This is a genomic window from Kitasatospora sp. NPDC049258 (assembly GCF_040678895.1).
Lineage (GTDB): Bacteria > Actinomycetota > Actinomycetes > Streptomycetales > Streptomycetaceae > Kitasatospora.
This window is the reverse complement of sequence record NZ_JBFAQT010000015.1, coordinates 47,768-63,037: the sequence shown is the minus strand read 5'-3', so window position 1 is coordinate 63,037 and position 15,270 is coordinate 47,768. Positions and strand designations below refer to the sequence as shown.

Annotated in this window: 15 protein-coding genes and 1 tRNA gene; 11 read left to right on the top strand and 5 right to left on the bottom strand. The window is 73.0% G+C overall.

The genetic code is table 11. From position 1 onward, the window contains the following. Window positions 1-20 precede the first annotated feature (20 nt). Window positions 21-106, bottom strand: a tRNA-Leu gene (locus tag AB0K43_RS15485). Between the two features lie 65 nt (window positions 107-171). Next, window positions 172-825 carry an HNH endonuclease signature motif containing protein gene (locus tag AB0K43_RS15480; protein ID WP_363639798.1) on the bottom strand — a complete coding sequence of 218 codons (654 nt, stop codon included), beginning with the start codon at window positions 823-825 and terminating at the stop codon, window positions 172-174. A gap of 404 nt (window positions 826-1,229) precedes the next feature. Between AB0K43_RS15480 and AB0K43_RS15475 the strand changes: the two genes are divergently transcribed. Continuing rightward, window positions 1,230-3,620 carry a glycosyl hydrolase family 18 protein gene (locus AB0K43_RS15475; protein ID WP_363639966.1) on the top strand — a complete coding sequence of 797 codons (2,391 nt, stop codon included), beginning with the start codon at window positions 1,230-1,232 and terminating at the stop codon, window positions 3,618-3,620. Window positions 3,621-3,781: 161 nt separating this feature from the next. Then, window positions 3,782-4,393 (top strand): DUF4291 domain-containing protein, encoded by a 612-nt coding sequence (locus AB0K43_RS15470; RefSeq protein WP_363639796.1) that lies wholly within the window; start codon window positions 3,782-3,784, stop codon window positions 4,391-4,393. A gap of 115 nt (window positions 4,394-4,508) precedes the next feature. Here the strand turns inward: AB0K43_RS15470 and bcp are convergent, their stop codons facing one another. Next, complete coding sequence (gene bcp / locus AB0K43_RS15465; protein WP_363639794.1) at window positions 4,509-4,985, bottom strand: thioredoxin-dependent thiol peroxidase; 477 nt, start codon at window positions 4,983-4,985, stop codon at window positions 4,509-4,511. Window positions 4,986-5,132: 147 nt separating this feature from the next. On the opposite strand from bcp, the gene AB0K43_RS15460 reads away from it, so the two are divergent. The 9 genes from AB0K43_RS15460 (at window position 5,133) to AB0K43_RS15420 (ending at window position 14,005) form a co-directional block, all read left to right on the top strand. Next, window positions 5,133-5,474 carry a DUF3618 domain-containing protein gene (locus AB0K43_RS15460; RefSeq protein ID WP_363639792.1) on the top strand — a complete coding sequence of 114 codons (342 nt, stop codon included), beginning with the start codon at window positions 5,133-5,135 and terminating at the stop codon, window positions 5,472-5,474. A gap of 198 nt (window positions 5,475-5,672) precedes the next feature. Next, on the top strand, window positions 5,673-5,975 hold the full coding sequence (locus AB0K43_RS15455) for a co-chaperone GroES (protein ID WP_363639964.1): 303 nt from the start codon (window positions 5,673-5,675) through the stop codon (window positions 5,973-5,975). Window positions 5,976-6,260: 285 nt separating this feature from the next. Continuing rightward, window positions 6,261-7,103 carry an ABC-2 family transporter protein gene (locus AB0K43_RS15450; RefSeq protein ID WP_363639790.1) on the top strand — a complete coding sequence of 281 codons (843 nt, stop codon included), beginning with the start codon at window positions 6,261-6,263 and terminating at the stop codon, window positions 7,101-7,103. Next, window positions 7,096-7,923, top strand: a complete 828-nt coding sequence (locus AB0K43_RS15445; protein WP_363639788.1) for an ABC transporter permease — start codon at window positions 7,096-7,098, stop codon at window positions 7,921-7,923. Before AB0K43_RS15450 ends, AB0K43_RS15445 begins: the two co-directional genes overlap by 8 nt. A 51-nt stretch (window positions 7,924-7,974) precedes the next feature. Beyond that, window positions 7,975-8,934, top strand: coding sequence for an ATP-binding cassette domain-containing protein (locus tag AB0K43_RS15440; protein WP_363639786.1), 960 nt, complete (start codon window positions 7,975-7,977; stop codon window positions 8,932-8,934). Window positions 8,935-9,043: 109 nt separating this feature from the next. Further along, the gene (locus tag AB0K43_RS15435) at window positions 9,044-10,252 is read left to right on the top strand and encodes a glycosyltransferase (RefSeq protein WP_363639784.1); all 1,209 of its coding nucleotides are present in this window, start codon (window positions 9,044-9,046) and stop codon (window positions 10,250-10,252) included. Between the two features lie 5 nt (window positions 10,253-10,257). Further along, entirely contained in the window at window positions 10,258-11,550 is a 1,293-nt protein-coding gene (locus AB0K43_RS15430) for a nucleotide sugar dehydrogenase (RefSeq protein WP_363639962.1), read from the top strand. Window positions 11,551-11,586: 36 nt separating this feature from the next. Then, window positions 11,587-12,900 (top strand): DUF445 domain-containing protein, encoded by a 1,314-nt coding sequence (locus AB0K43_RS15425; protein WP_363639782.1) that lies wholly within the window; start codon window positions 11,587-11,589, stop codon window positions 12,898-12,900. Window positions 12,901-12,970: 70 nt separating this feature from the next. Further along, entirely contained in the window at window positions 12,971-14,005 is a 1,035-nt protein-coding gene (locus AB0K43_RS15420) for an adenosine deaminase (protein WP_363639780.1), read from the top strand. Window positions 14,006-14,048: 43 nt separating this feature from the next. Here AB0K43_RS15420 and AB0K43_RS15415 read toward each other — a convergent pair whose 3' ends face one another. Further along, window positions 14,049-14,741: a YidC/Oxa1 family membrane protein insertase gene (locus AB0K43_RS15415; RefSeq protein WP_363639778.1), complete on the bottom strand. Its 693-nt coding sequence runs from the start codon at window positions 14,739-14,741 to the stop codon at window positions 14,049-14,051. A 78-nt stretch (window positions 14,742-14,819) separates the two neighbouring features. Then, window positions 14,820-15,113: a DUF6412 domain-containing protein gene (locus AB0K43_RS15410; protein ID WP_363639776.1), complete on the bottom strand. Its 294-nt coding sequence runs from the start codon at window positions 15,111-15,113 to the stop codon at window positions 14,820-14,822. Window positions 15,114-15,270 lie beyond the last annotated feature (157 nt).

Sequence of the window (15,270 nt, the reverse complement as noted above, 5' to 3'; positions counted from 1 at the left end):
CTCCGGGCGGGCCCCGAGGGTGGTGCGGCCGGAGGGACTCGAACCCTCACGGACTAGGTCCACTAGCTCCTAAGGCTAGCGCGGCTGCCAATTACGCCACGGCCGCATGCCTTCCAAGTCTAGAGCCTCCGCTCCCGACAGAACACCGGCCTCGGGGCGCCCTCGGGAGGCTCATTCGTTCATGATCCGCCGCTTTTTCCTGTTCCGCCCGCAGTACGTCTCCGTGACGGCGTGACAGTTCGGACAGAGCAGGCGGAGGTTCTCGGGCCGGTTGTCGGACCAGTCTCCGCTGATGTGGTCGACCTCCAGGGTGAGCGGTCGGCCGTGCCAGACCGGTCCGGTCCCGCAGGCCTCGCATCGCTCGGGGCGCCCGATCTCCGCCAGCGCGATACGGATCCTCGCGCCGGGAACTCGCTTCGCGTCCTTGGGCCGCTGGACGAGGACCTGCTCCGGCCGCAGCCGCCGCGCTGAGCGCTTTCCCTTGTTGTGGGCCTGGCCCGTGAAGTGGGAGGTGTCGATCCCGAGACTCTTGATCCGCCGAGCGATGTGCGCCTGGGTCCCGCCGGCCTGCTGCCGGCCGAGGTGGCGGACGACGCCGGCGACGCTTTGGCAGGCCGACACGGCCTCCTCGAGCAATTGCTTGGTGTAGACGCTGCCGACGGGCTCGAAGTGCGAGGTGTCGATCCCGTACGTGGCCAGCCGGCTCCGGAGGTAGCGGCGGCTGTGGGCGTTCGGATCCCGTCCGAGTGCCCGCAGGATCGTGTCCAGCGAGGGTGCGGGCGGCGTGATTTCGGCGAGCAGCTCGCGGGTGTACCTGACGGACATGGTTGATCCTCCCCATCGGGTCGTTGTCGATCCCGTCCCCCGTACAGATACGAACGAGTGTTGGGGTAGCTGGGTGCGGGGTGTTCGCAGGGGCTGGGGGTGGGGGGAGAAGTGGGGGCGTGAGGGGTGTCGGTTCACTACCGATTGGTACAGACCTATTGACCTCTGTGGTTCAGACCACATAGCTTCGGCGCACTCCGAGGTGCGGTGGGCCGGGTAGTTGACGGCTCGTCGTGCGGCGGGCGAAAACCTCCCCCACAGGCGCGTCCCCACAGCGCGTCCGACACTCTCTCCTGGAGGACCGAGTGTTGATCCGAATCGCGACGGCGCAGCGTCCCACCGCTGCCGGCCGTCACAAGAGCTCCGGCGGACGGCCGGCGTTCGCCGCCACGGCCGCCGCCGGTCTGGCCGGGCTGCTGATGGCGACGCTGGGTGCGGCGCCCTCGCAGGCGGCCGTCGACAACCAGTCCTGTCGCCCCGACGGCATGTACAGCACGCCCGGCGTGGACGTGCCGTACTGCAGCGTGTACGACAGTGCGGGCCGGGAGAAGATGGGCGCGGACCACCAGCGCCGCATCATCGGTTACTTCACGGGCTGGCGCACCGGGCAGGACGGCACTCCGGCCTACCTGGTGAACAACATCCCGTGGGACAAGGTCACGCACCTCAACTACGCCTTCGGCCACATCGACGGCGCCAACAGGCTGTCGGTCGGCACGGACTCCCCGACCAACGCCGCCACCGGGATGACCTTCCCCGGTGTGCCGGGCGCGGAGCTGGACCCGTCGCTGCCGTACAAGGGTCACTTCAACCTGCTGACCAAGTTCAAGAAGCAGTACCCGAACGTGAAGACCCTGATCTCGGTGGGTGGTTGGGCCGAGACCGGCGGCTACTTCGGGGACGACGGCAACCGGGTGAACTCGGGTGGCTTCTACGCGATGACCACCAACGCGGACGGCAGCGTCAACCAGGCCGGGATCAACACCTTCGCCGACTCCGCGGTCGACTTCATCAAGAAGTACGGCTTCAACGGCGTGGACATCGACTACGAGTACCCGACCTCGATGAAGGACGCGGGCAACCCGCTCGACACCTCGATCTCCAACGCCAAGCGCGGTGCGGTGGTCAAGGGCTACGCGGCGCTGATGAAGACGCTGCGCGAGAAGCTGGACCGGGCCGGTGCCGCGGACGGCAAGCACTACCTGCTGTCGGTGGCCGCGCCCTCCTCGGGCTACCTGCTGCGCGGCATGGAGACCTTCCAGGTCACCCAGTACCTGGACTACGTCAACATCATGTCGTACGACCTGCACGGCGCCTGGAACAAGTACGTCGGCCCGAACGCCTCGCTCTACGACGACGGCAAGGACGCCGAGCTGGCGGCCGCCAACGTGTACGGCACCTCGCAGTACGGCGGGATCGGCTACCTGAACACCGACTGGGCGTACCACTACTTCCGCGGTGCGATGCCGGCCGGCCGGATCAACGTCGGCCTGCCGTACTACACCCGCGGGTTCAAGAACGTCACCGGTGGCACCAACGGCCTGTGGGGCACCTCGTCGACCAGCACCTGCCCGGCCGGGGCGGGGCTGACCACCTGTGGTGACGGCGCGGTCGGCATCGACAACCTCTGGCACGACCTGGACACCAACGGCAAGGAGTCCCCGGCGGGCTCCAACCCGATGTGGCACGCGAAGAACCTGGAGAAGGGCGTCGTCCCGGACTACCTGTCCACGTACGGGCTGACCGACACCGCGCTGCAGGGCTCCTACACCCGCAACTACAGCTCCTCGCTGGTCGCGCCGTGGCTGTGGAACGACGCCAAGAAGGTCTTCCTGTCGACGGAGGACGAGGAGTCGGTGGCGGCCAAGGCCGACTACGTGGTCGACCAGGGCGCCGGCGGCACCATGATCTGGGAGCTGGCGGGCGACTACCGCTGGGACGCGACCGCCAACGGCGGCAAGGGCGAGTACGTGCCGGGGTCGACCCTGACCTCCCTGATGTACGACAAGTTCAAGGCGGCCTCGCCGTACGGCGCGGTGCGCTCGACCGTCGCGCTGCCGGCCCGGACCCTCCCGATCGACGTGTCGTTCACCAACTTCGCGCTGGGCGACTCGAACTACCCGATCAACCCGAAGATCCACATCGTCAACAACTCGACCCAGACGCTGCCGGGCGGCACCGAGTTCCAGTTCGACTACGCCAACTCGGCCCCGGGCAACGCCAAGGACCAGTCCGGCTTCGGTCTGACGGTGATCCGGCAGGACCACACCGCGGCGAACAACGTGGGCGGGCTGAAGGGCACGTACAACCGGGTCTCGGTCAAGCTGCCGGGCTGGCAGTCGCTGGCACCGGGCGCCTCGGTCGACCTGGACTTCGTCTACTACCTGCCGGTCTCGACCCCGGCCAACTGGACGGTCAACGTCGGCGGCACGCTGTACGGGCTGGCGGGCGACCTGACCCGCGGCTCGACCGGCGGCGGCACCGCCTCGCCGAGCCCGTCGCAGTCGGCGAGCCCGAGCGCCTCGGCCAGCCCCTCGCAGTCGGCGAGCCCGAGTGCTTCGGCGAGCCCGTCGCAGTCCGCGAGCCCGTCGGCCTCGGCCAGCCCCTCGCAGTCCGCGAGCCCGACCGGTGGCACCTGCACCGCGCCGAGCTGGAACGCCGCGACGGTCTACGCCACCACCGGCACCAAGGTGTCGTGGAAGGGCCACCAGTACAGCAACAAGTGGTGGACCACCAATGAGGACCCCTCGACCACCGGTCAGTGGGGCGTGTGGAGCGACCTCGGAGTCTGCTGACCCGAGGTGAGAGACGGCGGTGGCGGTCGACCCGGTCGGGGGGTCGGCCGCCACCGCTCCATGGGCGCCGGCCCGGGGCCGTACGGCGGGTGGAAATCCGCTCGCGCGCGACCGACCGGGGCTGCGACGCTGGCACCGTCCCCGACCTCTGGAGCCCCGCGATGTCCGAGCCGCCGCTGCGTGAGGTCCGCGCCGCGTACGACGACAGCAGCCTGGTGGTGTACCAGGCGTATCCGGCCTCGATCGCCGAACCGGCGCTGGCGGCGGGGAGGTTCGTGCCGCCGTTCAAGCGGGAGCGGATGACCTGGATCAAGCCGTCCTTCCGCTGGATGATGTACCGCTCGGGGTGGGGCACCAAGGCCGGGCAGGAGCGGGTGCTGGCCGTACGGATCAGCCGCGAGGGCTTCGAGTGGGCGCTCGCGCACGCCTGCCTGAGCCACCAGGACCGCGAGCGGCACGCCTCGGCCGCCGACTGGAAGGCCGAGTTGGCCGCCAGCCCGGTGCGGGTCCAGTGGGATCCGGAGCGCTCGATCCGGCTGGGCGCGCTGGGGCACCGGGCGATCCAGGTCGGCCTGACCGGGGAGGCCGTGCACCGGTACGTGGACGGGTGGATCACCGGCGTCGAGGACGTCACGGCGCTCGCCCACCGGGCGCACGCCCTGGTCCGGGCCGGCGATCCGGCCGGTGCGCAGGCGCTGCTGCCGATCGAGACCCGGTACCCGCTGGCACCCGGGCTCGCCGCCCGGATCGCGGCCACCGCCGATGCCGGGTGATGAGGCTTCCGCGCCCGGCTGCCGCGGCCCGCCGGGCCGATCGGGTTGACGCCGATGGCGGGCACCGAGTGGTACGAGCACCTGGCGATCGCCCCGACCGGCGGTTCGGCGTCGGCTACGACGTGGCGATCTTCAGGTCGCGCAGCAGCTTGGCGACGTGGCCGGTCGCCTTGACGTTGTAGAGGGCCCGCTCGACCTTGCCCTGCTCGTCGACGATGACGGTGGAGCGGATCACACCGACGTAGGTACGGCCGTAGTTCTGCTTCTCGCCGTAGGCGCCGTACGCCTCCAGGACGGCGTGGTCCGGGTCGGCGAGCAGGGTGACCTTGAGGTTCTCGGTCTCGCGGAACTTGCCGAGCTTCTCGGGCTTGTCCGGGGAGATGCCGAGGACGTCGTAGCCGGCCCCGGCGAAGACCTCGAGGTTGTCGGTGAAGTCGCAGGCCTGGGTGGTGCAGCCGGGGGTGAGGGCGGCCGGGTAGAAGTACACGATCACCTTGCGGCCGAGGTGGTCGGCGAGGGACACCTGGTTGCCGTCGGCGTCGGACAGGGTGAAGGCGGGGGCGGTGTCGCCGGCCTGAAGGCGCTCGCTCACGGTGGATCTCTCCTCGTGCGTGGACTGGGTGGTCGTACCACGGCAAACCTACCCCCGTTGGTGGGTGGCGCTGCGCGGCCCGGGCGGGGAGCTGACAGACTGGCTCTGTCGTACCGGACAACGGCAGGAAGAAGAGGGGTGGCCCGCGTGGGCGAGGCGAGCACGAAGGACAAGGCGGCCCGGTCGACGGCCCAGATCGAGTCGGACATCTCCCGGACCCGTGACCGGCTCGCGTCGACCCTGGACGAGCTGGCGATGCGGGTGCACCCGGCGACCGTCGCCGCGCAGACCAAGGCGAAGGTGCTGGCCTCGGTGGAGCAGAAGGCCGGCCGGGCGTACGTCGCCGCGAGCGGCGCGCTGGAGCAGGTGAAGGCGCAGTTCACCGACGAGAAGGGCCGGCCGCGCAAGGACCGGATCATCCCGGTCGCGCTGGTCGGCGCCGGTGTGCTGCTGCTGGCGGCCTCGGCCCGCAAGCGCCGCAAGGGCTGAGCCGGACGCACCAGCGGCCGGACGGGGGCCGGACGGGGCCGGGCGGGTTGCGACCCGCTCGGCCCTTGCTGTTGCCGGGGTGACGGAGCCGGCCGGGCCCCGGACCGGTACGGTCGGGGCGTGAGCAAGAACGACGAGCTGAGCCTGCCGCACGACGAGCCCCGCCACGACCGGCTGGGGGAGAAGCTGCCGATCCGGATGCTGCACGACCGGGTGCTGGTGAAGATCGAGGGCAGCGAGGGCGAGCGCCGCTCGACCGGCGGCATCCTGATCCCCGCCACGGCCGAGATCTCCAAGCGGTGCGCCTGGGCCGAGGCGGTCGCGGTCGGCCAGAGCGTGCGCGCCGTGGAGCCGGGCGACCGGGTGCTCTACGACCCGGAGGACAAGCTGGAGGTCGAGGTGCGCGGCGCGAGCTTCGTCCTGCTGCGCGAGCGCGACCTGCACGCGGTGGCGGCCGCCCGCTTCGGTGACACCGAGGGATCGACCGGCCTGTACCTGTAGACCTGCGACATCTCCGGGCCGGCGGCGCTCCGCCGCCGGCTCTCCGTTCCGCCCGTCGGTTGCCGTAATCCGGCTGCGCCGTCGGATCGGTGACGATACGGTCGTAGTCCACATCTGAACAGCGCTTCGGACAGCTCCGCACGTCGCCCCGGCACCCCCGGGGGCCCGACGGTCGGGGCCGTTCCGGCTGCCCCGGCGACTTCGCGCATTTCTGCGCGCCTCTGCGCCGCCGCGCCGTTCGGCCCTGTGGACTGCTCTGCTGCGATAAGTCGACAAGGAGATATTGTGACGTTAACAGCGCAGCTCAGGCCGGTGCCCGGAGGCACGGCGCAGCTCTATCTCGCGGTCGCCCGCGGTGCCTTCCGCCGCTACTCGACCTACCGGGCCGCCACCCTGGCCGGCGCCTTCACCAACACCGTGTTCGGCTGCATCCTGGCCTACACCTTCCTCGCGCTCTGGCAGGCCAGGCCCGGCCTCGGCGGGTACGACACCCGGCAGGCCGTCAGCTACATCTGGATCAGCCAGGCGCTGCTGGTCACCGTCGCGGTCTGGGGCGGCGGCTTCCAGGACGACGTGCAGGAGCGGTTCCGCACCGGGGACATCGCGGTCGACCTCTACCGGCCGGTCGACTTCCAGGGCTGGTGGCTGGCCGGCGACCTCGGCCGGGCCGCCTTCCACCTGATCAGCCGGGGCGCGCTGCCCACCCTGGTCGGGGTGCTGGCCTTCGACACCCGGCTGCCGGCCGACCCCCGGGTCTGGGCGGCGTTCCTGCTCTCGGTGCTGCTCGCCGTGGTGGTCAGCTTCGGACTGCGCTTCCTGGTCTCGCTGACCGGTTTCTGGCTGCACGACTCGGAGGGCGTGCGGGCGGTGATGCTGGTGGTCGCGATGTTCTTCTCCGGCATGCTGCTGCCGCTCGCGCTGTTCCCCGGCTGGCTCGGCCGGGTCGCGGTGGAGCTGCCCTGGGCGGCGCTGATCTCGGTGCCCACCGACGTCCTGCTGGAGCGCCGCACCGGAGCGGCGCTGCTCACCGGGCTCGGCTTCCAGGCCTTGTGGGCCGTACTGCTGCTGGCCGCCGGCCGCGGCGTCCAACTGCTCGCCACCCGCAAGGTGGTGGTCCAGGGTGGCTGAGACCCTGCTGGAGCGGGCCGGCTGGTCGGTGCGCTCCTGGTGGCTGGTGGCGGCGATGTGGACCCGCTCGATCATGGCCTACCGGATCTCGTTCGTGCTGATGCTGTGCGCCAACATCGCCACCAACTCGCTGGACTTCGTGGTGCTGCTGCTGATGTTCCGGCACACCGACACCCTCGGCGGCTGGACGCTGCCCGAACTCGCCTTCCTGTACGGCACCTCGGGCCTCGCGCTGGGGATGGCCAACCTGCTGGTCGGCAGCATCGACGCGCTCGGGCAGCGGATCCGCGCCGGCACCCTGGACATCGTGCTGATCCGGCCGGCGCCCGCCCTCGCCCAGCTGTGCGCCGAGCGGTTCTCGCTGCGCCGGCTCGGCCGGCCGTTGCAGGCGGGGGTGCTGCTGCTCTGGTCGCTGGGCGAGCTGTCCGTGCACTGGACGCCCGACCGGGTGCTGCTGATGCCGATGATGCTGGTGAGCGGGACGGTCATCTTCGCCTGCGTCTTCATCGGCGGCGCCAGCGCGCAGTTCTGGTGGGACGAGGCCAAGGAGATGCAGAACTCCTTCACCTACGGCGGCGCCACCATGCTGCAGTACCCGCCCACCATCTTCGCCAGGGAACTCGTCGCCGGCACGGTCTTCGGCCTCCCGCTGGCCTTCGTCAACTGGCTGCCCGCGCTGCGGATCCTCGACAAGCCGGACCCGCTCGGCCTGCCCGCCGCCTTCCAGTTCGCCTCGCCGCTGGCCGCCGCACTGTGCGTGCTGGCCGCCGCGACGGCTTGGCGGGCCGGCCTGCGGGCCTACCGCGGCACCGGCAACTGACCGCCGGCAACTGACCATCGACAACTGACCATCTGGGCAAGGGAGTCGGACATGGCACTGATCGAACTCGAAGACGTCAGGCGGAGTTTCACGGTACGCACCAAGGCGGGCCGGCTGCGCCGGGAGAAGCGCGAGGTCCGGGCGGTGGACGGGCTGAGCTTCACCGTCGGCGCCGGGGAGTGCGTCGGCTACATCGGCCCGAACGGCGCGGGGAAGTCCACCACCATCAAGATGCTCACCGGCATCCTGGTGCCCACCTCGGGCCGGCTCCGGGTGGCCGGTGTCGACCCGGCCCGCGAGCGCACCCGGCTGGCCCAGCGGATCGGCGTGGTCTTCGGCCAGCGCACCACGCTCTGGTGGGACCTCCCGCTGCGCGACTCCTACGAGCTGGCCCGCCGGATCTACCGCATCCCGGAGCCCCGCTACCGGGCCAACCTCGCGCGCTGCGTCGACCTGCTCGACCTCGGCGCGCTGCTGGACATCCCGGTCCGGCAGCTCTCGCTCGGCCAGCGGATGCGCGGCGACCTGGCGGCGGCGCTGCTGCACGACCCGCAGGTGCTGTACCTGGACGAGCCGACCATCGGCCTGGACGTGGTCAGCAAGGCCAAGGTCCGCGAGTTCCTCCGCGAGGTCAACACCGAGCGGGGCACCACGGTGCTGCTCACCACCCACGACCTCACCGACATCGAGCAGTTGTGCGGCCGGGTGATGGTCATCGACCACGGGCGGCTGGTCTACGACGGCGGCCTGGACGGCCTGCACGCCGCCGGCGAGAGCGAGCGCACGCTGGTGGTCGACCTGGCCGAGCCGCGGCCCGCGATCGAGGTGCCCGGCGCTCGGGTGGTGCGGGTCGAGGGTCCGCGGCAGTGGCTGGCCTTCCCGGCGCAGGACAGCGCCGCGCCGCTGCTGGCCGCGGTGGCGGCCAGGTACCCGCTGGTCGACCTGTCGGTGCGCGAGCCCGCGATCGAGGACGTGATCGCCCGGATGTACGCGGAGGTCGCGATCGGCTGAGCGGCGGCCTCCCGGACCGCGGCGGCCTGGACCGTTGGAGTGATCGTGGTGACCGGTGCCCCGCCGGGTGCGTTGTCACCTGGTGACTCTGCCGCCGCGTGAGGAACCGATGACCGTAGCCGATGTCAGCGTCGTGATCGCCGTGCACGACGCCATGCCGCACCTGGCGGACTGCCTGGCCTCCCTGGCCGGGCAGTCCATCGGCGCCCCGCGGATGGAGGTGGTGGCGGTCGACCTGGGCTCGACTGACGGCTCCGGCGCGCAGCTGCGGCGCTTCGCCGCGCGGCACCCCGGCCGCTGCCGGATCCTCGGGCCGGCCGCCGCCCCGGACGGTGCCGGTGCCCCCACCGACCCGCTCGACCTGGCCACCGCGCACGCCCGTGGCCGGTACGTGTGCGAGCTCGGCGCGGACGAGCGGCTCGACGCCGAGGCGCTGGAGCGGCTGGTGGACGCCGCCGACCGCTGGGGGGCCGACGTGGTGCTGGCCCGCACGGCCGGCGAGCCGCCGCGGGGTGTGCGCGCCGCCACCGCCGAGCGGGTGACCTTCGCGGACCCGGCGCTGGCCTGGGAGCTCTCCGGCGTGAGGTTCCTGCGCCGCGAGCTGATCACCCGCCACGGCCTGCGCCGCCGCCCCGACCTGGCGGCCCACGCGGATCAGCCGTTCGGCGTGGCCGCCCTGCTGCTCGCCGGGCGGATCTCCGTGCTGGCCGACCACGAGCACATCCACCCGGTGCCCGGCGCGGCCCGCCGGCCCGGTGCGGCCGGCTGCCGGTCGGCCGCGGCGGACCGGCTGCGCGGGATCCGGGCCGTCCAGGAGGTGGTCGAGCAACTGGCCGGGCCGGGCCCCGCACGCGACGCGATCCGCGGCCGGCACTTCGGCTGGGACCTGCCGCAGCTGCTCCAGCAGCCCTTCCTGGCCCTGGACGGGCCGGACCAGGCGGAGCTCGTCCGGGAGATCGGCCGCCTGGTCGACCGGTACTGCTCGCCCGGCCTGTTCGTCCGGCTGCCGGTCGCGGACCGGCTGCGCCTGGCCCTCGCCCAGCGCGGCGAGCTGCCCGTGCTGCGCGGCCTGATCGCCCACGAGGCGGTGTTCGGGCCGCCGCCCGAGGTCCGGCGCGGCGGGCGCAGCTACGCCGGCTACCCGGTCTTCCGGGACGCCCGGCTCGGCCTGCCCGACGCGCTCTTCGAACTTCCCGGAGGCCCCGCCGTGCGGCCGCCGGGGTGGCGCCGACTGGTGCCGCGCCAGGTCCGGCGCAGCGCACGCAGGTGGCGCCGGGCCTGGCGGGACGCCCGGCCGGCGAAGGCGGCAGGGAGCTGAACATGATGGACATCTGCGTGGTGGGCCTGGGCAGGGCCGCCCTGCCGCTGGCGGTGCAGTTCGCGTCGAAGGGTCACCTGGTCACCGGCGCGGACATCGCGCCCGAGGTGGTGGCCGCGGTGGCGGCCGGCCGATCGCCCTTCCCCGGCGAGGCCGACCTGGCCGACCTGCTCGCCGAGGTGGTCGCGGACGGCCGGCTCCGGGCCACCACCGACACCGCCGCGGCGGCCGCCGGGGCGGCGGCGATCGTGATCGCGGCGCCGCTGCCCACCGACGAGGACGGCGAACCCGACTTCTCGGTGCTGGACACCGTGACCGACGCGGTGGCCGGCGGGCTGCGGCAGGGCGCCCTGGTGAGCTACGAGACCACACTGCCGGTGGGCACCGTCCGGGGCCGCTTCGCCCGCCGGCTGGAGGCCGGCTCGGGGCTGGTCGCCGGCCGCGACTTCGCCCTGGTGTTCAGCCCGGAGCGGGTCCGCACCGGCCGGGTGCTGGCCGACCTGCGGCGCCACCCCAAGCTGGTCGGCGGGATCGACGAGGACTCCACCGAGCAGGGCGCGGAGTTCTACCGGGCGGTGCTGGACTTCGACCCGCGCCCCGACCTGGAGCGCCCCAACGGTGTCTGGCCGCTGGACTCGGCCGAGGCCGCGGAGTTCGCCAGGCTTGCCGAGAGCACCTACCGGGACGTCAACATCGCCCTGGCCAACCAGTTCGCCCGGTACGCCGACCGGGTCGGGGTCGACCTGGCCCGGGTGATCGAGGCCTGCAACTCGCAGCCCTCCAGCCATCTGCACCGGCCCGGCATCGCGGTCGGCGGCCACCGGGTGCCGGTCCACCCCCGGCTCTACCTGTGGAACGACCCGCACGCCACCGTGGTCCGGGCTGCCCGCGAGGCCAACGAGGCGGTGCCCGGCTACGCCGTCGGCCTGCTGGAGGGGGCGCTCGGCCCGCTGGCCGGCGTCGCGGTGGGGGTGCTCGGCGCCGCGTACCGGGGCGGGGTGCGGCAGACCGCCCGCTCCGGGGTGTACCCGCTGGTCGAGGCGCTCAGGGCGGCCGGCGCCGAGCCGTACGTCAGCGATCCGCTGTACGGCCCGGAGGAGCTCGCGGCGCTCGGGCTGCCGGCGGACGAGGGGAAGCCGGTGAGCGCGCTGGTGGTGCAGGCCGACCACCCGGAGTACCGGGAGCTGGGCTCGGTGGACCACCCGGCGGTGCGGGTGCTGCTGGACGGCCGGGGGGTCACCGACCCGGCCCGCTGGGAGGGTGTGCGCCGGATCGTCCTGGGCGGTGGCGGGGTCTGAGGCCCCGGGCGGCGGGCGGCGGGGCAGACTGTCGGGGTGACCCTTGATCAGAGAGTGAGCCAGGCCGAGCCGCCCCGGCGCGCCCCCGGAGTCAGTTTCACCGCCGCGGACGAGGAGAAGCGCCGGGGCGTGCGGCGGATGAAGACCATCGCGACCGGCCTGCTGGCCTTCGCCACCCTGGTGTTCGCGCTGGCCACCTGGGCCGACGCGGCGGGCGCGGGCGCCTGGGCGGGCTATGTCGCGGCCGCCGCCGAGGCCGGCATGGTCGGCGCGCTGGCGGACTGGTTCGCGGTGACCGCGCTGTTCCGCCGCCCGTTCGGGCTGCCGATCCCGCACACCGCGATCATCCCGACCAAGAAGGACGCCTTCGGCCGCTCGCTCGGTGACTTCGTCGGCGACAACTTCCTCTCCGCGCCCGTGGTCCGGGCCCGGCTGGGCGCGATCGGGATCGCCCGCCGGCTCGGCGAGTGGCTGGCCGCGCCGGGCAGCGCCGAGCGGGTGACCCGGGAGGCGGCGGCCGCGCTGCGCGGGGTGCTCGCGGTGCTGCGCGACGAGGACGTCCAGGCGGTGGTCGCCGAGGCGGTCACCCGCCGGGCCGCCGCCACCTCGGTCGCCGAGCCCGCCGGCCGGCTGCTGGCCAAGGTGGTCGGCGACGGCGGTCACCACGGGGTGGTGGACCTGATCACCGTGCGGGTGCACGACTGGCTGACCGAGCACCACGAGGACGTGGTGCAGCGGGTCACCGCCAAGACCCCGGGGTGGACGCCCAAGTTCGTCGACCACCAGGTCGGCGAGCGGGTCTACAAGGAGCTGCTGCGCTTCGTCACCGACATCCGCGACGACCCGCAGCACGCCGCCCGCGGCGCCGTCGACAACTTCCTGGCCGACTTCGCGGTCGAGCTCCAGCACGACCCCGACACCATCGCCCGGGTCGAGCGGGCCAAGACCGAGCTGCTGGCCCGGGACGAGGTGCAGGACCTGATCGCCTCCGCCTGGACGGCCGTGCGCACCCTGGTGCTCACCGCCGCCGAGGACGAGGACAGCGAGCTGCGGCAGCGGATCCGGGACGGCCTGCGCCGCTTCGGGCGGCGGCTGGCCACCGACACCCGGCTCCAGGCGAAGGCCGACGGCTGGCTGCAGGACGCCGCGCAGTACGTGGTGGAGACCTACCGGGAGGAGATCACCTCACTGATCTCCGACACGGTGGCCGGCTGGGACGCCGACGACGCCTCCCGCAAGATCGAGGCCAACGTCGGACGCGACCTGCAGTTCATCCGGATCAACGGCACCGTGGTGGGCGCGCTGGCGGGCCTGCTGATCCACACGGTGGCGGTGGCGCTGGGCGGGTGACCCGGCCGGCCGCCGATGATCCGTACGATGAGCCGGGACAGGTTGGGCAATGGGATGAAGGAGTGTCCGGGTGGCTGAGGAGAAGAGCGGGATCGAGGCGTTCATCGCCGGGATGCCCAAGGCCGAGCTGCACGTCCACCACGTCGGCTCCGCCTCGCCGCGGGTGGTGGCCGAGCTCGCGGCCCGGCACGAGGGCCGGACCAAGGTGCCGCTGGACCCGGCCGCGCTGGCCGACTACTTCACCTTCACCGACTTCGCGCACTTCATCGAGGTGTACCTGAGCGTGGTCGACCTGATCCGGGACGCCGAGGACGTCCGGGCGCTGACCTACGGCGTGGCCGAGGACATGGCCCGCCAGCAGATCCGGTACGCCGAGCTGACCGTCACGCCGTACTCCTCGGTCAGCCGCGGCATCCCGGACGTGGCCTTCATGGAGGCCATCGAGGACGCCCGCAAGGCGGCCGAGAAGGAGCTCGGGGTCGTGCTGCGCTGGTGCTTCGACATCCCGGGCGAGGCCGGTCTGGCCGCCGCCGAGGAGACCGCCCGGCTGGCCGTCGACCTGGCCCCGGAGGGCCTGGTCAGCTTCGGCCTCGGTGGCCCGGAGATCGGCGTGCCGCGCCCGCAGTTCAAGCCGTACTTCGACCGGGCCCGCGCCGCCGGGCTGCGCAGCGTCCCGCACGCCGGCGAGACCACCGGCCCCGAGACGGTCTGGGACGCCCTGCGGGTGCTGGGCGCCGAGCGGATCGGCCACGGCACCCATGCGGTCAAGGACCCGGCGCTGCTCGACCACCTCGGCGAGCACCGGATCGCGCTGGAGGTCTGCCCGACCTCCAACATCGCCACCCGGGCGGTGGAGCGGATCGAGGAGCACCCGATCCGGCAGATGGTCGACGCCGGGCTGCTGGTCACCGTCAACAGCGACGACCCGCCGATGTTCGGCACCGACCTCAACACCGAGTACGCCGTCGCCGCCCGGCTGCTCGACCTGGACGAGGCCGGGGTCGCCGCACTGGCCAGGAACGCCGTCGAGGCCTCCTTCCTGGACCAGGCCGGCAAGGCGCGGCTGACCGCCGAGATCGACGCCCACCTGGCGGCCTGGCGCTGAGCCGCCCCCCGGGGCACCCGTGCGGTGCCCCGGGGCCGCCGCGCTACGCCGCCTTGGCGAGGGCGGCGGGGGCCGGTGCCGGGGCGTCGCGGTGCAGCCAGGCGCGCTCGGCCACCGTCCAGGCGGTGGTGGTGAGCAGGTAGACGCCGGCCGCCAGCGGGACCACGGCGGCGAACAGCACGGTCAGGAAGGACAGGTACGGCGCGAAGGACGCCCCGGGCGCCGTCGAGCCGGCCGAGAGCCGGCGCGCGCGCCGGAAGGAGGCGTAGCCGACCGCGGCCAGCGCGGCGTAGAGCGCGCCGAAGACCAGGTACTGCGCCGGGCCGTGCGCCTCGTGCAGGTGCAGTCCGAGCGGGGTGCCCAGCAGGGTGTGGTCCAGCAGGTCGTTGTGGCCGGTGAAGAGCCGGTACATCACCGAGAAGAACGGGATCTGCACGAACATCGGCAGGCAGCCGGCCAGCGGCGAGGACTTCTCGGTCCGGTAGAGCTCGGCCATCGCGGCCTGGAGCTTCTCGGGCTTGCCCTTGTGCTTGCGGTTGAGCTCGGCGACCTGCGGGGCCAGCCGCATCCGGGTCTTCTCGCCGCGGGCGGCGGCCCGGGCGAGCGGGTGCAGCGCCAGCCGGACGGCGACGGTGAACAGCACGATGGCGAGCGCGGTCGGCATCACCTGGGCGAGGGTGGAGACGATGTCGTGGGCCAGCCGGACGGCCGGGTCGAGCACGGCGAAAAGGGACATGGGGAGCGAGCCCTCCGAGGGTCTCAGGAAGCGGAGCTGACGGCGGAGGGCGGCCGCGCGGGGCCGGGGTGGCGAGGGTTACGCGGCCGCCGGGGCCGCTCCCGGCGCCCTGGGGCGGCGACGGCCGCGGGCGTCCGGATCACGCTGGGGGAGGAAGGCCGTGCGGTAGGCGCGCCGGCGCAGCACCCCGCTGCGGACGGCGGCCGGGGCCCGCGCCCCGAGCAGCCGGGCGGCGGCCAGGGTACCGGCGACGGCGCCCGACAGCAGCACCACGGCGGCGGTCGCGGCGGCGACGGTCAGCCCGGGGGAGCCGGTGAGCAGCTCACCGGTCAGCAGCCGGAATACCCCGAGCAGCAGCGCGAGCAGGGACATCGCCGACCTCCTCCTCGGGTGTGGGCACGGACGGCTTCCGGCGATGGTACGTCGGGATCCGTGCGGTGCGGGTGGTCCTCCTTCGAATGCTGCGGCACCCGGGCGGCCCGGGGCCACTCCCGGCAGGGTGACGAGGGTCACCCTGCCTCCGGTGCGC